The organism is Nonomuraea jiangxiensis (assembly GCF_900099965.1).
GTDB lineage: Bacteria > Actinomycetota > Actinomycetes > Streptosporangiales > Streptosporangiaceae > Nonomuraea > Nonomuraea jiangxiensis.
Map to the genome: position 1 here is coordinate 132,668 of NZ_FNDJ01000002.1, position 21,050 is coordinate 153,717.

General features: G+C 71.2%; 22 protein-coding genes. 11 read left to right on the forward strand and 11 right to left on the reverse strand.

Translation table 11 applies throughout. The features are described 5' to 3' along the window. The first annotated feature begins 215 nt into the window (after window positions 1-215). A complete protein-coding gene (locus tag BLS95_RS03895; protein WP_218135591.1) occupies window positions 216-539 on the forward strand; it encodes a recombinase family protein in 324 nt (107 codons plus the stop codon). Window positions 540-728: 189 nt separating this feature from the next. Further along, complete coding sequence (locus BLS95_RS03900; RefSeq protein WP_090929400.1) at window positions 729-1,316, forward strand: dihydrofolate reductase family protein; 588 nt, start codon at window positions 729-731, stop codon at window positions 1,314-1,316. A 131-nt stretch (window positions 1,317-1,447) separates the two neighbouring features. Here the strand turns inward: BLS95_RS03900 and BLS95_RS03905 are convergent, their stop codons facing one another. From BLS95_RS03905 to BLS95_RS03915, 3 genes are all read right to left on the reverse strand, one after another. Then, window positions 1,448-1,633 carry a hypothetical protein gene (locus BLS95_RS03905; protein ID WP_090929402.1) on the reverse strand — a complete coding sequence of 62 codons (186 nt, stop codon included), beginning with the start codon at window positions 1,631-1,633 and terminating at the stop codon, window positions 1,448-1,450. Next, on the reverse strand, window positions 1,600-1,806 hold the full coding sequence (locus BLS95_RS03910; protein WP_090929404.1) for a hypothetical protein: 207 nt from the start codon (window positions 1,804-1,806) through the stop codon (window positions 1,600-1,602). Before BLS95_RS03910 ends, BLS95_RS03905 begins: the two co-directional genes overlap by 34 nt. A 506-nt stretch (window positions 1,807-2,312) precedes the next feature. Next, window positions 2,313-2,825: a TetR/AcrR family transcriptional regulator gene (locus BLS95_RS03915; RefSeq protein WP_218135592.1), complete on the reverse strand. Its 513-nt coding sequence runs from the start codon at window positions 2,823-2,825 to the stop codon at window positions 2,313-2,315. 161 nt (window positions 2,826-2,986) lie between these two features. Between BLS95_RS03915 and BLS95_RS03920 the strand changes: the two genes are divergently transcribed. Both BLS95_RS03920 and BLS95_RS03925 read left to right on the forward strand, forming a co-directional pair. Beyond that, window positions 2,987-3,946 (forward strand): NADP-dependent oxidoreductase, encoded by a 960-nt coding sequence (locus BLS95_RS03920; RefSeq protein ID WP_090929903.1) that lies wholly within the window; start codon window positions 2,987-2,989, stop codon window positions 3,944-3,946. A 321-nt stretch (window positions 3,947-4,267) separates the two neighbouring features. Next, window positions 4,268-5,560, forward strand: a complete 1,293-nt coding sequence (locus BLS95_RS03925) for an IS110 family RNA-guided transposase (protein ID WP_090929407.1) — start codon at window positions 4,268-4,270, stop codon at window positions 5,558-5,560. Window positions 5,561-5,591: 31 nt separating this feature from the next. On the opposite strand, the gene BLS95_RS03930 is transcribed toward BLS95_RS03925, so the two are convergent. Beyond that, window positions 5,592-5,879: a LysR substrate-binding domain-containing protein gene (locus BLS95_RS03930; protein WP_090929409.1), complete on the reverse strand. Its 288-nt coding sequence runs from the start codon at window positions 5,877-5,879 to the stop codon at window positions 5,592-5,594. 720 nt (window positions 5,880-6,599) lie between these two features. Here BLS95_RS03930 and ltrA point away from each other — a divergent pair. Beyond that, window positions 6,600-8,084, forward strand: a complete 1,485-nt coding sequence (gene ltrA / locus BLS95_RS03935; RefSeq protein WP_090929411.1) for a group II intron reverse transcriptase/maturase — start codon at window positions 6,600-6,602, stop codon at window positions 8,082-8,084. A 436-nt stretch (window positions 8,085-8,520) separates the two neighbouring features. Here the strand turns inward: ltrA and BLS95_RS03940 are convergent, their stop codons facing one another. Further along, window positions 8,521-9,234, reverse strand: a complete 714-nt coding sequence (locus BLS95_RS03940) for an ArsR/SmtB family transcription factor (protein WP_090929413.1) — start codon at window positions 9,232-9,234, stop codon at window positions 8,521-8,523. A 164-nt stretch (window positions 9,235-9,398) separates the two neighbouring features. On the opposite strand from BLS95_RS03940, the gene BLS95_RS03945 reads away from it, so the two are divergent. Both BLS95_RS03945 and BLS95_RS56715 read left to right on the forward strand, forming a co-directional pair. Further along, window positions 9,399-10,406 (forward strand): DHA2 family efflux MFS transporter permease subunit, encoded by a 1,008-nt coding sequence (locus BLS95_RS03945; RefSeq protein ID WP_218135595.1) that lies wholly within the window; start codon window positions 9,399-9,401, stop codon window positions 10,404-10,406. Further along, window positions 10,397-10,807 carry an MFS transporter gene (locus tag BLS95_RS56715; RefSeq protein ID WP_218135596.1) on the forward strand — a complete coding sequence of 137 codons (411 nt, stop codon included), beginning with the start codon at window positions 10,397-10,399 and terminating at the stop codon, window positions 10,805-10,807. The genes BLS95_RS03945 and BLS95_RS56715 overlap by 10 nt, the downstream gene beginning before the upstream one ends. A gap of 260 nt (window positions 10,808-11,067) precedes the next feature. On the opposite strand, the gene BLS95_RS03950 is transcribed toward BLS95_RS56715, so the two are convergent. After that, entirely contained in the window at window positions 11,068-11,217 is a 150-nt protein-coding gene (locus BLS95_RS03950) for a hypothetical protein (RefSeq protein ID WP_218135597.1), read from the reverse strand. 11 nt (window positions 11,218-11,228) lie between these two features. Between BLS95_RS03950 and BLS95_RS03955 the strand changes: the two genes are divergently transcribed. Further along, on the forward strand, window positions 11,229-11,642 hold the full coding sequence (locus BLS95_RS03955; protein WP_090929416.1) for a hypothetical protein: 414 nt from the start codon (window positions 11,229-11,231) through the stop codon (window positions 11,640-11,642). A gap of 106 nt (window positions 11,643-11,748) precedes the next feature. Here the strand turns inward: BLS95_RS03955 and BLS95_RS55405 are convergent, their stop codons facing one another. Continuing rightward, complete coding sequence (locus BLS95_RS55405) at window positions 11,749-11,913, reverse strand: hypothetical protein (protein WP_176993005.1); 165 nt, start codon at window positions 11,911-11,913, stop codon at window positions 11,749-11,751. A 64-nt stretch (window positions 11,914-11,977) separates the two neighbouring features. On the opposite strand from BLS95_RS55405, the gene BLS95_RS03960 reads away from it, so the two are divergent. Both BLS95_RS03960 and BLS95_RS03965 read left to right on the forward strand, forming a co-directional pair. Next, a complete protein-coding gene (locus tag BLS95_RS03960) occupies window positions 11,978-13,207 on the forward strand; it encodes a class I SAM-dependent RNA methyltransferase (RefSeq protein ID WP_176993043.1) in 1,230 nt (409 codons plus the stop codon). A 218-nt stretch (window positions 13,208-13,425) separates the two neighbouring features. Then, entirely contained in the window at window positions 13,426-14,259 is an 834-nt protein-coding gene (locus tag BLS95_RS03965) for a CAP domain-containing protein (RefSeq protein ID WP_090929419.1), read from the forward strand. A gap of 14 nt (window positions 14,260-14,273) precedes the next feature. Here BLS95_RS03965 and mug read toward each other — a convergent pair whose 3' ends face one another. The 4 genes from mug to BLS95_RS03985 are packed head-to-tail and all read right to left on the reverse strand — an operon-like array spanning window position 14,274 to window position 19,748. Beyond that, window positions 14,274-14,771: a G/U mismatch-specific DNA glycosylase gene (gene mug, locus BLS95_RS03970; protein WP_090929421.1), complete on the reverse strand. Its 498-nt coding sequence runs from the start codon at window positions 14,769-14,771 to the stop codon at window positions 14,274-14,276. Between the two features lie 36 nt (window positions 14,772-14,807). Continuing rightward, the gene (locus BLS95_RS03975) at window positions 14,808-17,276 is read right to left on the reverse strand and encodes a polynucleotide kinase-phosphatase (protein ID WP_090929423.1); all 2,469 of its coding nucleotides are present in this window, start codon (window positions 17,274-17,276) and stop codon (window positions 14,808-14,810) included. Next, entirely contained in the window at window positions 17,260-18,795 is a 1,536-nt protein-coding gene (locus BLS95_RS03980; RefSeq protein ID WP_090929425.1) for a 3' terminal RNA ribose 2'-O-methyltransferase Hen1, read from the reverse strand. Before BLS95_RS03980 ends, BLS95_RS03975 begins: the two co-directional genes overlap by 17 nt. 41 nt (window positions 18,796-18,836) lie before the next feature. Beyond that, window positions 18,837-19,748 (reverse strand): LLM class F420-dependent oxidoreductase, encoded by a 912-nt coding sequence (locus tag BLS95_RS03985; protein WP_090929427.1) that lies wholly within the window; start codon window positions 19,746-19,748, stop codon window positions 18,837-18,839. A 120-nt stretch (window positions 19,749-19,868) separates the two neighbouring features. On the opposite strand from BLS95_RS03985, the gene BLS95_RS03990 reads away from it, so the two are divergent. Then, window positions 19,869-21,014 carry a glycoside hydrolase family 18 protein gene (locus BLS95_RS03990; protein ID WP_090929428.1) on the forward strand — a complete coding sequence of 382 codons (1,146 nt, stop codon included), beginning with the start codon at window positions 19,869-19,871 and terminating at the stop codon, window positions 21,012-21,014. Window positions 21,015-21,050: the final 36 nt, after the last annotated feature.

A 21,050-nucleotide genomic window follows, 5' to 3' on the forward strand; every position in this document is an offset into this window, starting at 1 on the left:
GAGTGCTCCTGCTATAGCAAACAGTCAATGGGTCGGCAGCGAACCGTTGGCCAAGCACTCTCCACCCGGTCACTGTGAGAGGTGCGCCCGCAGTTCGAGGCGGCGCTCGCGCTGGCCCGGCAGATCAAGGCGCACGCCTCAGCTCGCCGGGCCACTGGCCGGTATCTACGACCCGGCCGGACCGGGCCGGATGCTGTTCCCTTTCTTCGCCGCGGATGGCCGAGACCGAACGCGAGGCCATCCGCGAGGCCACCCTGGAGGGCCTGGACGCCGCCGCCCGCAAGGGCAAGCACGGTGGCCGTCCGCAGGTGATCACCGACGACATGCCGCACACCGTGCTGCGCCGCAAGGCCACCGGCGAACGCGTCGAAGACATCCGCAAGGACTTGATCATTCCCACCGGGAAGCGCAAGGGCGAGAACCCGTCCCTGGCCAGCATCTACCGGGCGCTCGCCGAGTACGAAAAGGCGCAGGCCTACCCCGAGGCCGTCGAGGCGGCACGCGCCGAGTTCGTGGAGTTGCACCCGGCCGCCGGTTGAACTCATCCCGGGTCGGCCAGGAGGTCGACACGTCCTGGGAACAGCGAAAGACCTGACATCCCTCACGAAAGGTCGCTCTGACCTGGGCTAGCGACCAACCGATGTACTTCGTGGCAGCGTCGTTAACGACAGGCCATGTAAAACGGGCCGAGAACCACCGGGCCGAGCAATAACCAGAGGAGGGACCCCATGGGCAAGGTCTTCAGCCACATGACGATGTCGTTGGACGGATACATCGCGCAACCGGATGACCAGGTCGGCGAGCTGTTCGACTGGTTCGAGGCCGGAGACGTGGTCGTGCAGAGCCCCAACGAGGACATCGCGGTCAAGGTCGATGATGCCGGTGCGGAGGTATGGCGGTATCTGACCGAGAACACCGGCGCGCTCATCGCAGGCCGCCGCCTGTTCGACATCGCCGGTGGCTGGAACGATAAGCATCCGGCCGGCGCACCCGTTGTCGTGGTCACGCACCGCCCGCCGGCGGATGCTGCCGAGAAGTGGCCGACCACGACGTTCGTCGACGGAGTCGAGGCGGCGATCAATCGGGCGAAGCAGATCGCCGGCGACCAGAACGTCTCGATCGCCAGCGCGAACGTGACGCAGCAGGCACTCGCTCTCGGCCTGGTGGACGAGGTGTGCGTCAGCCTGGTACCGGTGCTGTTCGGCGAGGGTATCCCGTACTTCTCCAAAATCGAGGGTGGGCACCTCCTGCTCGACGACCCGATCGTCATCCAGGGCCGACGTGCCTTGCACTTGCGGTATCCGGTCCGTCGCTAGCCTCTGTTGGGGCCGGTCGGAGGCACGAGCTCACCGATGAGGCGCCGCCCATCGCAGTCCGGCCGGGTCTTCAACCAATGGCCGGCACTCGATGCGGTCTGCGGCCGGCCGGCCGCCGCGCGGTCCGCGACTCAGACCTGCCGCCGAGCGGGCGGAGAGGTCGCCGAGACGCGGGCCACCGCCCTGCAGGAGGCCAAGAGCGCCGCGGAGGCGTCAGCCCGGGGGCTGTCCAGCGTGCCGAGGCCGCCGACGCTCGCGCCGGCGAGGTCCTGGCGCTGCTGCGTCAGCGCGACACCCCCGTCTGACTGGTGCCGCATGCGACATCACTGAACGACCGTCCACGAACCCGGAGCAGCCCGGTGACGGCCGCTACGAGTTCGTGCCGCTGCGCATCGCCGAGGTCGACCAGGCCGACGTCGACACCCTCGCCGCGGCCGCCCCGGTGCTCGGTGACCCGCACGCGGGCCAGGCCGTACGCGACGGCCTGCACGACGGCCGCACCAGCCTGCCGGTCGGCGAACTGGGGTCAAGCGCCCCCAGTTGGCCGGGCTGCCGGACCTGGCCGACACCGGCGACACCGCGATGCTCCGCGAACGCCTGGCCCGCCGCCGGCCCCGCCGACGACGTCGGGCTCACCCGTGACGAAGAGGACGCCTACCGGCGCACCGTCGACCGGCTCAGCGCCATGTGGGCGCTCGGCGACCAGTCGCCCGCTTCATCTACGACGGCCGCCGCTGACCCGGGCACGAGCCTGTACATCAATAAGCAGCCACTGATTCACGTTCAAGATCCCCACGCGAAAGGACGCGACCGATGGGGACGCCGACTGGACGAAGCCGGAGTGCTGCGAGGGAGGCCGGGGGCTCTCTTCGTGCCCTCCTGGCGGCGCATCCACAGCTCACGGTGGTGCTGGACTCAAGCCACGCGATCAGCGGACACACCGAGACCTCGACACGTGTCCCCGGACCGACGCGCCGATCGCCTCCTCGCTCCCACTCAGCCGCGAGCGGAAGGCCGGAGTCCGTCCATCAGGAGGTCCAGCAGGCGACCCGCCATCGCTTCGCGTTCGGGCGCGCCGGCCACGGTGAAGATGCCGATGAGAGCAGCTGCGATGTCTTCGGCGGGGACGTCGGCGCGGAGTTCCCCGCTCGTGCGGCCGGCTGCGAGGATGTCGTCGATGGCGTCGAGCAGCTCGGTCCGGGTGTGGGCATGGGCGATCTTGCCCGATTCGATCATCGCGAGCAGCGTGTCGAGCATGCCGTTCTTGGTTGCGATCCATTCCCCGAACAGGTCCATCCAGCGTCGCAGCGCCGCGGGCGGGTCGAGCTGGGTGAGTAGTTCACGGGCGCCGGCGGTGAGCCGCGAGACCTGGTCGCGGTAGACCGCGTCGACCAGCGCCTCGCGGGTGGGAAAGTGCCGGTAGAGAGTGGCGATGCCGACCCTGGCCTCGTTGGCGATCGCGCGCATCGACGGCTCGGCATCGGCCGTGGCGAACATGCGGGTGGCCACGGCCAGCAGCTGTTCGCGGTTGCGGGTCGCGTCCGCCCGTGGTCTACGGATCTTTGCGGAAGCCAAAACGGATCACGCTCCACTTGTGCTAGCTTGGGTCGCATAAACGGAGCATAGTTCGTTTACGTGGCTTCACGAGTCGCTACAGGAGACAGGTGAGCATGCAGGAACCGAGCCTCAACACGTCGGCGGACACGAGCCGGGCGGTCCAGTTCGAGTCGTTCGGCGGACCGGACGCCCTGAGCGTCTGCGAGGTACCCGTGCCGCACGTCGACTCGGGGCAGATCCGCGTGCGGGTCACCGCGGCCGGCCTGAACCCGATGGACTGGTTCATGACCTCTGACGCGGAGACCGCCGCGCGGTTCGGCCTGAGCCTGCCGTGCGGGTTCGGCACCGATTACGCCGGGGTGGTGGACGAGGTCGGTGACGGCGTAAGCGAGTTCGTGGCCGGTGACCGGGTGTTCGGCGGCGCCCTGTCCCGCGCGGTCGCCGACTACGTTGTCGTGGACGAGGCGGGGACCATCGCGGTGGGCGGCCAGGCGCACCGTACCCCTGACGGCGTCGACGACCACACCGCTGCCACCCTTACTATTGCGGGCTGCACGGCGGCCGCGGCCCTGGCCGTGGTCAACCCGGGCCCGGGCGACACGGTGCTCATCGGCGGCGCGGGAGGCGGGGTAGGCGTGTTCGCCGTCCAGCTCGCGCGCCTCGCGGGCGCGCGAGTGATCGGGACGGGGTCGGCAACCTCGGCTGACGCCCTGCGAGCCCTGGGGGCCGAGCCGGTCGCCTATGGCGAGGGTCTGGTCGACCGGGTCCGTGCGCTGGCTCCCGCCGGCGTCACCGCGGCCATGGACCTGCACGGGACGGACACCGCGCGGGCGGCACGCGAACTCGGCGTGCCTGACGAGCGCATCACCACCATTGCCGCCCAGGTCGACGGGATCACGCCGGCGAACGGTGCCAACGCGGCCCCGGGCGCTATCGAGGAGATCGCCGGCCTGGTCGCGGCGGGCCGGCTCCGGGTGCCGATCGCGGCACGCTTTCCGCTCGAGCAGATCCGCGCCGCGGTCGAGCTCCAGGCGGGACGGCACGTGCACGGGAAGGTCGTCATCGACCTCTGATCACCGCCTTGAAGTCAGGCAAGCGCGGCTCACCGCCGTCCCCGCGCTGGAGCCCGACATCGGCGGCCCGACGTCAACCGACGGCGCTAATTAGTTCCCTCGTCCCTGCTCGGGACGCCGCTCAGGCGGGAAAATGGGGACGGGTCGCCCGCCGACGTCGGTTTGTCTATGGCGCGGGTGAGGCCGTTAATTAGTTTGATCGCTGGGAGCTGCTTCAGGGGCCGCGCAGTGTTGCCATGAGCACGAGGGTCCGCCTCTTCTGTCCCCGCTGGCTCCTGCGGGTGGCCTGCGTTCGGCACGCAGAGCGGCGGGAGGGACATCGTGCAAGAGGTCGATGAGCAGGACCTGTACGTGGATCGGGTCGCGGCCCTGGACCTGGGTAAGGCGGGTCTGGAGGCGTGCGTACGGGTGCCACATGAGGACAGGCCCGGCCGGCGGATGCAGGAGATCCGTGCCTACGCCACCACCACGACGGCGCTGCTGGAGATGGCCGACTGGCTGCGCTGCCAGAGTGTGTCCCGGGTGGTGATGGAGAGTACCTCCGATTACTGGAAGGGGGTGTTTTGGCTGCTGGAGGCCGAGGGGTTCGACTGCTGGCTGGTCAATGCCCGGCAGGTGAAGAACGTGCCCGGCCGAGCCAAGACCGACAAGGCCGATGCGGTCTGGCTGGCCAAGGTGGCCGAACGAGGAATGTGCCGGCCCTCGCTGGTGCAGCCCGCGCCGATCCGCAAGCTGCGGGATCTGACCCGCTACCGGCGCTCGCTCATCGAAGACCGCACCCGAGAGATGCAGCGGGCCGAGAAGCTGCTGGAGGACGCTCAGGTGAAGCTGTCGTCGGTGATCAGCGACATCTTCGGGGTGTCCGGCCGACAGATGCTGCAGGCCCTGATCGACGGCCAGCGAGATCCCAAGGTGCTGGCCGGCATGGCCCGGGGCAGCATGCGCGGCAAAATCCCCCAGCTGGAGGAGGCGCTGCGCGGCTTCTTCACCGACCACCACGCCGTGCTACTGCGCATCATGCTGGCCAAGATCGACCGGCTCAGCGATCAGGCCGCCCTGCTGGACGCCGAGATCGAGCAGGCCATCAGCCCTTTCTCGGCCCAGGCGGCCCAGCTCGATGAGATCACCGGAGTCGGGCAGGTCGCCGCCCAGGAGCTGATCGCCGAGATCGGCGTCGAGATGAGCCGCTTCCCCACCGCCGCCCATCTGGTGTCCTGGGCCAAGTTCTGCCCGCAGACACACGAGTCGGCGGGCCGTAAGAAGGGCAAGGGGCGCGGCAAGGACAACCGCTGGCTGGCCGGCACGTTAGGCCGGATCGTCTTCTCCTTCGGCAAGACCGACACCTTCCTCGGTGAGCGCTACCGCCGTATCGCCCGCCGCCGCGGCAAGTCCAAAGCCCTCGTCGCCGCCGGAAACTCGGTTCTCACCGTCATCCACCAGCTTCTGTCCGACCCTCAGGCCCACTTCCATGACCTGGGCGCCAACTACTACGACAGCCGCATCAACAAGGACCGTCGCGCCCGCAGCCTGGCCAGCCAGCTCCAGGCCCTGACCGGCCAGAAAATCGTCATCCGCAACGGCAAGGCCGTCCTCATCGAGCCCGAAGCAGCCTGACCACAACGGTCCTGCTGACTCTCAATACTGATCACCGGTCGGGGTTCGCTGCCGCCTGCCCGGCAAAGGCTCGAATTTTCGGGTCAGGGACCGCGCCCATCCCCCGCGACTCGGCGACGGCCACCGCCGCGCGCACCAGCGCGGCCACGGCACGGCTGCGGGACCGCTCCGGCCAGGCGATCACCAGCGAGGCGGCAGGACAGTCCTCGACGGGGACGTACGCCACCGCCTGCCGGGGATACCGCGCGGCGACCGATCTCGGAAGCAGGGTCACCGTCGCCCCGAGGCCGACGAGCGCGAGCAACTGAGCAGAGTCCAACGCTCGACCAACACGTCCATGCCCAACGGCGGCTTGTCCATGTCTTCACATCAGTTCAAGCCGGTTCGGTATTACACGACTTCAGGCAGCATGATCATCCGCGTTTGGGGCTGGTGACACGTTCGTTAGTGCGCCACGAGGCGCTGTTTGTCCGAATGGAGGTGAAAGGCCGTCCATCGCCTGGCCGTCGTAGCGGCGGGTGAAGCTGGAGGCAGCCTGAGCCGGGAGTCGCCGGGGAGGGTGGGAGCAGCCTCGACAAAGTCGCGTCGGTCCAGCACTGCCGGATGGGCCGGGCGCGGTGAGCGAGACGGGAAGGTATACGCGAGGAACCGGTGTCATTACGCCTCTTGACGTGTCGCCAGCTCAAATCCGGTGGATATGGGCTGGAGGGCGGCGCGCACCCGCTCCCTCATCACGGAGCGGGGAACTCCGGGTTCGGTCTTAACCGCTTGGGCTCGGAGGCCACGGTGAAGGGCTACGGCGTAGCCGTGGCGATGCCGCAGGGGTATAGCCGGGTGCCTAACCCGTCGATCGGACAGCAGTGAACGTGGGAACCGCCCGTGGCCGTTCCCGGGCTCATCCCCGCCAGGGGTGATGGTGCGGGATAGGCGCGACGCCAGCCGAAGGCGCGGGCGGGGCGGAGCCGCCGTAGTACTCGGAGGCCGGGAGAGCCGGTCACAGGGGGAAGGGCGGCAGCGTGCCAGACAAGGAAGGAATGCAATGTCCGAAGATGCGCTGGTGAACACCGGCGCCACGCGATGGCCGGATGCTGATTCGGCTTTCGTCACGGTACGGAGGATGCAGACCAAATTGCACCGCTGGGCGACCGATGATCGCGGTCGCCGGTTCGGTGACTTGTTCAATCTCGTCTATGACCCGGTGTTTCTGGTCCATGCGTGGGAGCGCGTGGCCGGCAACGTGGGGGTACGGACCCCGGGGATCGATCGGGCCACGGTGGTCCAGATCGAGGCCCAGATCGGGGTCGAGGCGTTCCTGAGCCAGATTCGCAACTCGCTGAAGTCGGGCGAGTTCTCCCCGGTCGAAGTTCGGCAGGTGATGATTCCCAAGGCCAGCGGCAAGCTGCGCAAGCTGGGCATCCCCACCGTCGCCGACCGGGTGGTCCAGGCCAGCCTCAAGCAGGTGCTCGAACCCATCTTCGAGGCGGACTTTCTGCCGTGCTCGTATGGGTTCCGTCCCAATCGGCGTGCGCACGATGCGATCGCCGAGATCCACCATCTGGCCTCCGAGCCCATCGACTACCACTGGGTGCTGGAGGCCGACATCACGGCATGCTTCGACGAGATCGATCACATCGCGTTGATGGATCGCCTGCGGGCGAGGATCTCGGATAAGCGGGTGAATGCGCTGGTCAAGGCGTTCCTGAAGTCCGGCGTCATGATGACGGACGGCAATCGGGAAGAGACCTGGACCGGGACCCCGCAGGGCGGAGTCTTATCTCCGCTGCCGGCCAACATCGCCTTGACCGCGCTGGACGATCATTTCGATCGGCAGTGGCGGCAGACGATGAGCACGTGGCGGTGGCGGAACCGGCGCAGGCTCAAGGGCCTCGGCAGCTGGAGGCTCATCAGGTTCGCTGATGACTTCGTGTTGATGGTGTCGGGCGACCGGTCGCATGCCGAGAGCCTGGGCGAGGAGGTGTCGGCCGTGCTGGCCCCGCTGGGGCTGCGGCTGGCACCGGACAAGACCCGCGTGGTCCACATTGACGAGGGGTTCAATTTCCTCGGCTATCACATCCGCTGCCTGCGGAGGCGAGGAACGAACAAGTACTTCGTCTACACCAAGCCGTCCAAGAAAGCCGTTCAGGCGATCAGAGACAAGGTGTCGGCGAAGACGCACAGGTCAACCCGCAATCAGGACCTGGCCAAGCTGATCTTGAGCTTGAACAGGATCCTGCGCGGGTGGGCGAACTACTTCCGCTACGGCGTCTCCAAGGCGAGCTTCGCAGCGATCGACGCCCATACCTGGGCCCGGTTGATGCGCTGGATCCGCCGGAAATATGCGGGCAAGGCCCGCATGGGGATGCCCGAGTTCCGGCGTCGCTTCTGCGACATCGGCTGGAGAATCGCTCACCAGGGAGTCGCCTTCACCGGCACATCCACTGTCTCGGTGAAGCGTTACCGCTATCGCGGCGGCAACATCGCGACTCCGTGGACTCCGCCACCGGCAGCCGCCTCGGGCGGCTGACCAGCGGGCAAGGCACGTGGAGCGCCCGGTGCGTGGAGACACGCACGCCGGGTGCGGCGGGCGGGCCGGGGAAACCCACCGGGAGCAATCACGGCAGGGCGCCCCGGTCCGACCCGACACGGCACCCCAAATAGCGTCCGAGCCCGGTCATCCTCACAGGAGTGTCATCGGCTGCCCGAACGGATTCCACCTCACCACGACGAGCCCCACCTCGGCGACCTCGACGGTGCTGCCGGGCCCTGGCCGGTGTGCTCGACCTGCCCGTCGATCAGCGCATCGGAGGAGTCGTGGCCGGCACGCGACGCATCCACGAGGCGACGCGGGCCTGGCTGCCGACGTGCCGCTGATCCGGCCGTACGGGTACGCGGTGTGGACCTCCGCCGCCGACCGGTATCCGCTCAGGGGCGCGCTCGGACGGTGATTCGGCGCATGAATCTCACGCCGGAGAGGTGTCCCAGTCGAAGGGGACGCCGAAGGTCTCATGAAGGCCGGTACGTCCCGCCTCGGTGAGGTGCACGACGCGCCGGGCCCGGCCCCTGCGCAGCCAGTCCAGGACGAACAGCCGCCGCGCCAGTGCCGCGCCGAGCGCGCCGGCGAGGTGGTGGCGATTCTCGGCCCAGTCGACGCAGTAGCGGATCGCGGGCCGCCGCCGGGAGAACTCCTCGGCCTCGACGCCGAAGCCGCCCAGCGTACCGAGCCCGGCGGGGGTGATCCGGTAGCCGCCGCCGGCGCTGGCGAGCACGCCGCCGCCCACCAGCGCGGCGAGCAGGGCGACGCCGAGCTGCCCGGCCAGGTGGTCGTAGCAGAGCCGGGCACGTAGCAGCGCCTGGGCGCGCACGCTGTCGCTCAGCGACCGGACGGGCAGCGGCCGGGCGATGCGGGCCAGCTCCTCCAGTGCCCGCGCCACGTCGGTGCTGGCCAGGCGGTAGTAGCGGTGCCGGCCGTCGTGCTCGACGGTGAGCAGCTTGGCCTCCCGCAGCCGGGCCAGGTGGCCGCTGATAGTGGACACGCTCACGCCCGCCTCGGCGGCCAGCGCGCTGGCCGGCAGCACGCCGCCGTCGGCGAGCGCGCGCAGCACCCTCGCGCGTGAGGGGTCGCCGATAGCCGCCGCGACCTCGGCGATGTCCGTTTCTGTGGCGTGCTTCCACATACCGTTCAGCTTAGGCCGGTGACATTTCAGCCGGCGCCGAAGCATGCCCGCCGCCGAGGTGCCGCCGTCCTACCGCGCCTCAGGACGGCGGAACCTCGGGGGTCCGCTCGCGGGACGGCGACACTTCGGCGTTCACCGTAGTCATCGCGCACCAGGCTGAAGGCATGACTGTTACCGCACTTCGCCGCACCTGCGGCACGCTGCCGCTGGTCGCGCTCTGCCTGGGATATTTCCTGGTCATCCTGGACGTCACGGTGGTCACCGTGGCGATCCCGGTGATCGGCGCCGACCTGCGTACCGATCTGACGATCCTGCAGTGGATCGTGGACGGGTACACGCTCACGTTCGCCGGGCTGCTGCTGATGTGCGGCGGGCTCGGTGACCGGCTCGGCGGCAAGCCGGTGTTCCTGGCGGGGCTGGCGGTGTTCACGGTCGCGTCGGCGGGTTGCGGGCTGGCGCCGTCCGCCGGTGCGCTGGTCGCCGCCCGGCTGGTGCAGGGCGCGGGCGCCGCGATGATGGTGCCGGCCTCACTCGCGCTGCTGCGCAACGCCTATCCGGACCATGAGGCGCGGGCGCGCGCGTTCGGGGTGTGGGGCATGGTCGCGGGGCTCGCCGCCGCCGCGGGGCCGGTGCTCGGCGGGCTGCTGGTGGCCGGGGCCGGATGGCGTTCGGTGTTCTTCGTCAACCTCCCGTTCGGCGTCCTGGGCTTCGTCCTGACCGCACGGTACGTTCCCGCGCCCGCGCGGTCCGGCCGCCGGACCGGGCTGGACGTCGTCGCCCAGGTGACGGGCGCCCTGTGCCTGGGCGGGCTGACCTGGGCGTTGATCGAAGCCGGGGAGCACGGCTGGGCCTCTCCCCTGACGCTGGGCGGTTTCGGGCTGTCCGCGGTGGCGCTGCCGGCCTTCCTGCTGCTCGAACGCAGGGCGCGGGCGCCGATGGTGCCGCTGGAGCTGTTCGGGGAGCGGCGCTTCTCCGCGTCGGCGGTCGTCGGCGTGCTCCTCAACCTGGGGTTCTACGGGATGCTGTTCGTCGTGCCGCTGTCCTTCCAGCAGGTGTGGGGGCTGGGCGCGCTGGCGACCGGGCTGGCCATGTTGCCGATGGCCTTGATGCCGTTTTTCGCCTCGCCGCTCGGCGGACGGGTGGCCGCGCGGAGGGGGCGCACGTGCCTATGACGTACGGGCTGGTCATCGGCGGGGTCGGGTTGCTGGCGTGGTTGTCGGCGGGGCAGGACTCCAGCTATGGGGCGCTGGTCGTGCCGATGGTGCTCACCGGGTTCGGCATCGGCTTCACGATGCCCGCGGCCACGGCGGCGATCATGGAGGCGTCGCCGGCCGAGCTGGGCGGGGTGGCGTCGGCGGTCTTCAACGCCGCCCGTCAGACGGGAAGCGCGATCGGCGTCGCCCTGGTCGGCACGCTCGTCGGGCAGGGCGGCGGGCAGGGCGGCGGGCAGGGCGGCGGCGGTCTGGTGAGTGGCCTGCACGCGCAGGCGGTGATCGGCGGTGCCGCGTTCCTGGTCGCCGCGGCGCTGACCGTGATCGCTCTTCGGCCGCGCCCGGTGGCCGGAGAAGGGTGATCAGCTCCTTCAGGACGGTGCGTTGCTCCGCCGGCATCGTGAACTACGGCGCGCCTTGTTCGTCACCTGCCTGAGCCTCAAGGGGCGCCCTCAATGTTCATCCGGGCGGCGATGCCGTCGAGGAGACAGGTGAGGCCGAGGTCGAACTGCCATTGCCGGTCGTCCTTACGGGTGGGCGGTCTGCCGCCGCGCGGCCGAGGCGATCCGCCTGCAATAGCTCCCATGTTCGGTCGTTCCCGGGGCGTTGACGGGCCAGCCTGTCAGGTCGCGCTCTGCTGGTCGTGGTCGCGCAGCATGCGCAGGACGGTCGCGGCCGAGGGGTGACGGCCCTTCTTCTTGCCGCTGGTGATGACGAGCCGGGCGGCGATGTCGCGCAGGCTGAGGTCCTGGGCGCGCAGGTGCAGGGCCATGGACAACGACGGTGATCGTCTTGGGAGCGGTCCCCGGCCTGGCCGAAGACAGCGCCCGCGACCTGGTCGACACACTCAACGCGATCGACACCGAACCCGACCCGCCAGCAGAGACGGACGCTGAACAGGCCGGGCGGGCGGCTCGGCACCTGGCCGGGCAGACCCATCTGGTGGTGCAGGCCCGTGACCCGGAGCCGCGGCGCGCGTTCCTGCGGTGGATCAGCCATGGCCGGTTCGGCCGGCGCCGCGGCTGGCCGAGGATCGAGCGGCTGGACGCGCCGTGGCAGGACACAGTCTCAGCGGAACGGAGCGGCTGGCGCATGCGCAGCGCCACCCTGAGCGGCGAGTCCGCGTTCCGGTGGACTATCAGCTTTGCCGCCGGTGCCGGCTCGGCTGGGTCGAGCAGGCTCGAACTACACCAGTGACGAGTTCGGGCGCTTCCTGACCGGTCCGGGCATACGCCGCTCGGTCGGCAAAACGGCACAAGCTCACGGCCTGCGCCGATCTCGACGCGTGACGCACGGCGTCAGGTCACGGAACAGGTCCGCCAAGCTCTCGCACCAGTTGCTCCGCCCGGCGGGTGAAGAGGTGAGCTCCCCGCTCGGCGGACAGCGCACGTGCCCGCTCGGCGGCTGCCCGGGCCACCTCGACGTGGGCGCCTTCGACCGTCAGCAACCGGGCCCGCAGCAGGTGCAATTCGGAAAAGTAGTCGTCCCTGCCGGGGCACTAAGGTACTCGTGTGAAACAGGTATCGCTCGAGCTGACGGTAGGTCCGGTCGCCCATGGCGGCTGGTGCGTGGCACGACACGAAGGGCGCGTGGTGTTCGTCCGCCACGCCCTGCCCGGCGAACGCGTCATCGCCGACGTCACCGAGGAGACCACCCGGTTCCTGCGGGCCGACGCCGTGGAGATCCTTGAGGCCTCGCCCGACCGGGTCGTCCCGCCCTGCCCGTACGCGGGGCCGGGCCGCTGCGGCGGCTGCGACTGGCAGCACGCCACCCTGGAGGCGCAGCGGCGGCTCAAGGCGCAGGTCGTGGCCGAGCAGCTGCAGCGGCTCGCGGGCATCGAGCGCGAAATAGTGGTGGAGGAGGTGCCGGGCGCCAAGGACGGGCTCGGCTGGCGCACCCGGGTGCAGTTCGCCGCCCGGCCGGATGGCGAGCTGGGCTTCCGCCGGCACCGCTCGCACGAGATCGAGGTCGTGGACGCCTGCCTGATCGCCCACCCCGAGGTGGAGGCGGTCGGGGCGGAGGAGCACACCTGGCCGGGAGCGGCCGGCATCGAGGTCATCGCCGCCTCGGACGGCGGCCGGGCCGTGGTGGTATCCCCCCGGCCCCGGCGCAGCGTCGCCGTGCCCGACCTCGACGCGCCCGCCTCGATCCTGCTCGACCAGGGCAAGGGCCGTACAGTGCCGCGACGCGGCTCCGGCGTGCTGCACGAGCGGGTGGGCGACCGGGAGTTCCGGGTGGCGGGCAGCGGGTTCTGGCAGGTGCACCCGGGCGCGGCAGAGACGCTGCTGGACGCGGTGCTGGCCTACGCCGCGCCGGAGCCGGGGGAGTGGGCGCTCGACCTCTACTGCGGGGTGGGCCTGTTCGCGGCCGGCCTGGCGGAGGCCGTGGGGCCGTCCGGCGCGGTGTTCGGGCTGGAGTCGGAGGCGGCCGCCGTCCGCGACGCCCGCGCCAACCTGAGCGACCTGCCGCAGGCCCGGGTGGAGCGGGGGCGGGTGGAGGAGGCCCTGGACCGCTTTGAGATCGACCGGGCCGACGTGGTCGTGGTGGACCCGCCGCGGGCGGGGCTGGGGCGCGACGTGGTGAACCGGATCGCCGCGCTGGACGCCCTGCGCATCGTGTACGTCTCCTGCGACCCCGCCACCCTCGCCCGCGACCTGGCCTGGCTGGCCGAGCGCGGCTACCCCCTGGCCGACCTGCGCGCCTTCGACGCCTTCCCCATGACGCATCACGTGGAGTGCGTGGCCCTGCTGGTCAAGGAGTGATCCTGCTCCCGCGGCGATGATCCTGGCCTCGTCGCGGCGGCCTGCTCCGGGACCGAAGGCCCGATTTCGGACGCCCCGTCACCGAACCGGTGGCGGGGCGTCTGCGTACCCACGAGCAGACGTTCGCTTCGGGAGGTTGCCGGCTCGAGATTTCGGTCACGGACGAGTGGCCGGGGGCGGGACGCCTGGACGTCGCTCGCAACTGGAGGAATCCCCCTATGCGTAGACCCCTTGGGGTGCTCGCCGGACTCGTGAGCCTGGCGGCCATATTCACGCCGCTCAGCCCCTCGCAGGCCGAGACGGCCACCGCGGCCCCGGCGGCCCTGGCGGCCGCGTGCCGCGTGAGCGTGGCCAAGCCTCGTCTCAGCACCGCACTCAAGATCCAGTCGTTCGCCGTGCGCCGCGGCTGCTCAGGTCCCGCCTTGCTGCGCATCCGCATCAAGCGTGCCGTGCCCGGCGGCGATCCGGTCGTCAAGAGCGGCGCCACCAGGAAGGGCCGCATCACCCTGGCCGTGCCGTGCCGCCGCGGCACCTACTACGCGGTCGCCACCGACTACCGCGGCCACACCGCCAAGTCCAAGCCCGTCAAGCTGACCTGCTCTCCCAGCCGCAGCACTCCCAGCCCCACCCCGAGCACGCCACCGCCCGCCTCGGCCACCGTGGGCACGGCGGAGGAGAACGAGGTCGTCAGGCTGACCAACGCCGAACGGGCCAGGGGCGGCTGCGGGGCGCTCGGGCACGACCCCCAGCTCCGGGCCGCCGCCGCCGGCCACTCCACCGACATGGCCAGGAACGGCTTCTTCGACCACGACTCGCAGGACGGCCGCGGCTTCCTGGACCGCATCAGGGCGGCCGGGTTCACCGGCGGCACGAGCTGGGCGGAGAACATCGCCGCCGGCCAGCCCACCCCCGCCGCCGTGGTGCAGGCCTGGATGAACAGCCCCGGCCACCGGACCAACATCATGAACTGCCGGTTCACCCTGATCGGGGTCGGCGCCGTCAAGGACTCCACCGGCCGGATCTACTGGACGCAGGACTTCGCCGCCCGCTAGCCCGGTAGGCCCGGTCAGCTCAGGGACGCGCGCAGGCGGCGCAGCTCGTCGGCGATGGCGGCCAGGGTCCAGTGGGCGTTCAGCCCGCTGGGATTGGGCAGCACCCAGACCCTGGCCCCGCCCACCGTCTCGGCCTGCGCCCCGATGCGGGACCTGGGCCGGCCGAAGGCGGTGCGGTAGGCGGAGATGCCCAGCACCGCGAGCACCGCGGGACCGGCCGCCGCCACCTTCGTGGTCAGCGCGGCGGCGCCCTCGGCCAGCTCCTGCCTGGTCAGCTCCGACGCCTTCGCGCTCGCGCGGGGCACGATGTTGGTGATCCCCAGCCCGTACGAGGGCAGCAGGTGCTGCTCGGCGGGCGCCAGCCGCCGCGGCGTGAAGCCGGACAGGTGCAGCGCGGGCCAGAACCGGTTGCCCGGCCGGGCGAAGTGGTGGCCGGTGGCCTCGGACACGAGGCCCGGGTTGATGCCGCAGAACAGCACGTCCAGCGAGGGGCCGAGGACGTCGTCTATCACACCGGCGAGATTAGCCCATCTCCGCGCCGGCCCTGCCTAGAGGCGCGGATCGACCGGCTCGGACTCCAGCGCCAGGACGGCGAAGACCGGCTCGTGCACCCGCCAGCTCGCCTCGCCCTCCGCCAGCCGCGACAGCGCCTCCAGGCCGAGCGCGTATTCGCGCAGCGCCAGCGAGCGCTTCTTGCCCAGGAAGCGCCGGCGCAGCACGTCGAGGGACTCGGTGTAGTCGGGGCCGTAGATGATGCGCAGGTATTCGCGGCCCCGCACCTTGACCCCCGGCTGCACCCGGCCGGGCTGGTAGGCGGCGGGCTTGACCACCATGCCCTCGCCGCCCGCCGCCGTCATGGCCTCCCACCACGCGGTCGCCTCCGCCCGGGACTCCGGCGAGTCGAGCGTGACGAAGACGTGTTCGGTTCTGGTGATCAGCGGCGAGTCCAGCAGCGCCAGCGTGGACAGATGCCAGGCGTGCGGCTCCACCGCCGTGGCCCGCCCCTCGCAGGCCAGGACCTGGAACGGCGCCAGCCTGATCCCGTCGAGGCCGTCAACAGGCCAGCAGTATCGTGCGTAAGCGTCGCGGAACAGGGCAGCGTTATCGGCGCGGCGCCGGGTGCGGGTCATCAGCTCGCCCACATCCAGTCCGCGCCCGGCCGCCGCCGCCAGCGCCGCTACCGCCTCGGGCAGCGCGGCGCGGGCGGCGGCCCCGACGGAGGCGTACTGCGACCTGATCAGCTCGCCCGCCTTCGCCGACCACGGCAGCAGCTCGCAGTCGAGCACCACCCAGTCGGAGCCGAGCGCGGCCCACAGCGGCTCGCACGCCTCGCGCAGCCGTTCGACCAGCGGCGCGGTGTCGGCGAAGAACGGCCGCCCCGTACGCGTGTAGACCACGCCGGTGCCGCCGTCCGTCACGCCGAACCTGTCCGCCGCCACCTCGGGCGTCCTGGCCAGCACGGCGACCGCCCGCGACCCCATGTGCTTCTCCTCGCACACGACCTCGCGCACCCCCGCGGCGGCGAACTCCTCGAACGCCTCGTGCGGGTGCTCCAGGTAGCCGTCGAGCCGGGACGTCTCCGGCGGCGCCATGGTCGGCGGCAGGTAGACCAGCCAGCGCGGGTCCACCGCGAACCGGCTCATGACCTCCAGGGCCGCGGCCGCGTTCTCCTCCATGACCTTGACCCTGGGGCCGAACCGGGTCTCGACGTAGCGGGTGCCGGTCACGTCGGTGATGTCGAGCATGCCGGGCTCGTGGCCGTGGCCGAGCGGCTTGGTGGGCTCGTACCAGACCTTCTCGGCGGGGACCTGGACGATCTGGCGCTCGGGGTAGCGGAGCGCGGTCAGGTGGCCGCCGAACACGCAGCCGGTGTCCAGGCAGATCGTGTTGTTGACCCACTCGGGCCGGACCGTGGGCGTGTGGCCGTAGACGACCATGGCCCGGCCGCGGTATTCGTCGGCCCACGGGTATCGGACCGGCAGGCCGTACTCGTCGGTCTCGCCGGTGGTGTCGCCGTACAGGGCGAAGGCGCGTACGCGGCCGGAGGCGCGGCCGTGGTAGGCCTCCTTGAGCCCGGCGTGCGCCACGACGAGCCGGCCGCCGTCGAGGCGGTAGTGGCTGAGCAGGCCGTCCATGAACGCCCTGGCCCGGGCCACGAACTCGGGCGGCTGCGCGGCGAACTGGTCGAGCGACTCCCGCAGGCCGTGCGCGACGTTGACCTTGCGGCCGTTGAGCGCGCGCAGCAGCTTCTGCTCGTGGTTGCCCATCACGCAGATCGCGGTGCCCGCCTCGACCATGTCCATCACGAGGCTCAGCACGCCGGGGGAGTCGGGACCGCGGTCCACCAGGTCGCCGACGAACACGGCGGTCCTGCCCTCGGGGTGCGCGAGCCCCGCCGGACCGCGCCGCCAGCCGAGCCGGTCCAGCAGGGTCTCCAGCTCGGAACGGCAGCCGTGCACGTCGCCGATGATGTCGAAGGGACCGGTCAGCTCAGTCCTGTCCGACCAGGCCTTCTCGTACGTGATCACCGCGGCGTCGATCTCGTCCACGCCGCGCAGCACGTGCACCCGCCTGAACCCGTCGCCCGAGATCTTGCCGAGCGAGCGGCGCAGGTCCTTGCGCTGGCGGACCACCACGCCAGGGCCGAAGGTACGGTCGGGCCGGACGGCGTTGCGCTCGACGGCCAGCTCCTCCGGCACGTCGAGCACGATGGCGTCGGCCAGCACGTCGTGCTTCCTGGCCAGGTCGATCAGGCGGCGGCGGGCGGCGTACTGGACGTTGGTGGCGTCGACCACCGTGAACAGGCCCCTGGCCAGGCGCACGCCGACGATGTGGTGCAGCAGGTCGAAAGCCGCGGGGGTGGCCGACTGGTCGTTCTCGTCGTCGGCCACCAGGCCGCGGCAGAAGTCGGAGGAGATGACCTGCGTGGGCTTGAAGTGCCGGGCGGCGAACGTGGACTTGCCGCTGCCCGACACGCCCACGAGCACCACGAGGGACAGCTCAGGAACGCTGATCACGGGTGAACACTCCCATCTGGGTCGGGGGGCCGACCTCGGGGTCGTCGTCGCCGACCGGTTCGTAGGCCACCCGGTAGCCGTAGCGCGCGGCCACCCGCGAGGCCCAGGCGGCGAACTCGGCGCGGGTCCACTCGAAGCGGTGGTCGGGGTGGCGCAGCCCGGTCAGGAACTCGTAGCGGACGTTGTATTCGATGTTGGGGGTGGTGACGAGCACGTGTGGCGGCCGGGCGTTGCCGAAGACGACACGTTCGAGCGCCTCCAGGCGGGAGGGGTCCACGTGCTCCACGACCTCCATGAGCACGGCGGCGTCGTAACCGGACAGGCGCCGGTCGGTGTAGGTGAGCGCGCCCTGGAACAGGGTCAACCGGGCCCGCTTGGCATCGGGCATGCGGTCGAGGCGCAGCTTGCGGGCGGCGATGGTGAGCGCCATCGAGGAGACGTCCATGCCGCCGACCCTGGCGAACCTGGGCTGGGCCAGCAGCGCGCCGACCAGCTCGCCCTGGCCGCATCCCAGGTCGATGACGCTGGTGGCGCCGAGCTCGGCCAGCTTGGCCAGCACGGCCTCGCGACGGCGCACGTTCAACGCCTTCGGCCTGCCCTCGGCCTCCGCGCCGGTTCCGGCCTCCGCTTCGGTCGCGGCGTCCGCGCCGACATCGGCCCCGGCTTCGGCTTCGGTCCCAGCCTCTTCGGTCCCAGCCTCTTCGACCGCGGTCTCTTCGGTCGCGGTCTCCTCGGTGGGGGGCTCCTCCTCGACTGCGGGCTCCAGCTGCTCCTGGGTCTCGTCCCCCAGCTCGGCCAGCCGGGCCAGCGCCGTGCGGGCCAGGGAGTGGCGCCGTCCGAGGTAGCGCCGGGTGATCAGGCCGCGCTCCGGGTGTTCGTGCAGCCAGCCCGTACCGGCCCTGATCAGCTTGTCGACCTCGTCGGGGGCGATCCAGTAGTGCTTGGCGTCGTCGAGCACGGGGAGCAGCACGTACAGGTGGTTGAGCGCGTCGGCCAGGCGAACCGTGCCGCGCAGCGTGAGCCCGACATATCGGGATTGGCCCCACTCAGGAAAACCCTCGTCGAGCGGCAGCGCCCGCGCGTCCACCTCCCAGCCGAGCGGCTCGAACACCCGCCGCGCCAGCTCGGGCCCGCCCCGGCAGGGCAGAGCGGGCAGGCGCAGCGCCAGTGGCAGCGGCGTGCCCGGCAGCTCGGGCCGGGCCGCGCACCGGCCGGCCCTGGCCGTACGGAAGACGTCGGCCAGCGCCACCGCCAGCAGTGAGGAGGCGGCGTAGGGCCGGTCGTTGACGTACTGCGACAGGCTGAAGTCGGGCGAGCCCTTGCCCCGCGACCTGACCAGCGCGATCGGGTCCACGTCGAGCAGCAGCGCCGCCGTGCAGCACTCCTCGCCCGCCTCCGGGTAGAACACCGTGGCGGTGCCGAACGACTGGCGGAACTCCTGCACACGCCCGGGATGCTTGTGCAGGAGAAAACCCAGCTCCGTGGCGGGCCTCGCGGTGGTCGTGATCGTCAGCAGCACGTCCCAAGTGTGCCGTAACGGTGCGAAGCGCCGCTAACCGATTACTGGACGTGCGGCAGCACCTCGGCCGCGATGAGCTCCAGGTGCTCGATGTCCGCCAGGTCGAGGATCTGCAGGTAGACGGTCTCGGCCCCGAGCTCCGCGTACTCGCCGATCTGCGCCAGCACATGGTCAGGGGTGCCGGCCAGGCCGCGCAGGCTGTCGGTGGTCTCGCCGATGGCGGCCGCGCGCCGGGCCACCTCCGACTCGTCGGCGCCCACGACGGTGGTGTGCGCCACCGAGAACCGCACGGTACGCCCGCTCTCCGCGCACGCCTCGCGCACCCGCTGGAACGCCGCGGCGGTGTCGGCCGGGGTGCTGAACGGCACGTTGTACTCGTCCGCGTACGTCGCCGCCAGCCGCGGCGTGCGCTTGGCCCCGGTGCCCCCGATGATGATCGGCGGCCTGGGCTGCTGGACGGGCTTGGGCAGCGCGGGGGAGTCGGCCAGCCGGTAGTAGCGACCCTCGAAGGAGTAGCCCTTCTCCGCCGTCCACAGGCCGGTGATGATCTCCAGCTGCTCCTCGAACCTCCCGAACCGCTCGCCGACCGGCGGGAACGGGATGCCGTACGCGGCGTGCTCACCGTCGTACCAGCCGGTGCCGAAACCCAGCTCGACCCGCCCGCCGCTCATCTGGTCGGCCTGGGCGACGCTGATCGCCAGCGGCCCCGGCAACCGGAACGTGGCGGGCGACACCAAGGTGCCCAACCGGATCCGCGAGGTCTCCCTGGCCAGGGCGGCAAGAGTGATCCAAGCGTCGGTCGAGCCGGGACCGGGGTCGCCGGAGCCGATGCGCTGGTAGTGATCGGAACGGAAAAAAGCGTCGAAACCCAGCCGTTCGGTGGCCTGGGCGACGGCGAGCAGGTCGTCATATGTCGCGCCCTGCTGGGGCTCAGTGAAGATCCGCAGCTTCATGCCCACATTATCCGCACACAACGGACGTGATCCGGAAAAGAGCCGCGCCGTGCCGCGGGTGCTTGCTAGCGTTCACGGGCCAAGCGCCGTACGTAGCCGACGGATCACGTGGGGTGACCTATGTCGCGGCAGAAGAGAGAACCGGGCCTGCTCCCGCGCCCGCTCGCCGTCCTGGGCGCGCTCGCGCTCACCGCCGCCACCGCCGTCGCGATCCGCCTGCTCCCGGCGGACGCGGAGCCGCCGCCGCAATCCGTCAGCCGGCCCCTGCGCGGCCCGTCGCAGCCGCCCGCCCCGTCACCTGTCCCGTCACCCGGGGCGCAGGAGCCGCCGACCGGCTTTGTGGGCTTCGTCGACACCGCCCGCGAGCCGGGCTTCGACCTGCCCGGCGCGTACCGGCGCACCGGCGTCCGCCGGTACGCGCTCGGCCATGTGGTCGCGGGCGGCGACGGCTGCGCTCCCAGGTGGGTGGGCGCCCTCGATCCCGGCGAGAACCCGGTGGCCGACCGCATCGGCCGGCTCAGGGCGCTGGGCGGTGACGCTGCTCCGGTCTTCGGCGGTCCCGCGGGCAAGGACCTGGCCGAGACCTGCCTGCGGCCGGGCGGTCTGGCCGCCGCCTATCGCAGGGTGGCCGGGGCGTTCGATGCCGCCGCCCTGGACTTCGAGGTGCGCGGCAGCACGGACCGGGCGGCGGTGCTGCGCCGGGCCAGGGCCATCCGGGCCGTGCAGCACGAGCGGCGGCTGCGGGTGAGCTTCACGCTGCCGCTGCGGGCGAACGGGCTGAGCCCGGACGACAGCGCGATGCTGCGCGCCACCCGTCGGGCGGGCGCCGAGATCGACACCGTCAACCTGCTGGCCACCATCGAGCCACGCGACGTCACCGAGCCACGCATTACCACCAGGCCACGCACTACCACCGGGTGGCGTACCGCCATCGGATCACGTACCCCCGTCGGACGACGAAGCGCCGCTGAGCGACGAAGCACCACCGGGCGGCGGAGCGCCTCTGACGGTCGCCTGCGCAAGGTGGCGGTGGCGGTGCGGGCCGCCCGCGACCAGATCGCGCAGGCCCAGGGCCTCGCGGACCCCGAGCGGGCCTGGGGGCGCATCGCGCTGACCCCGGTGCTGGCGGGAGCCGACGACCTGAACGAGTCCGACGCGCGCAAGCTGGCCGGTTACGCCGCCTCCCACGGGCTGGCCTGGCTGTCACTGCGCGGCGTCACACCCGCCCCCCGCGTATTACGGGTCCTTTGGCGGGGGTTGCCCTGAACTAGGATTCCGGTAACCAGTCAGGGGGGAGGCGTG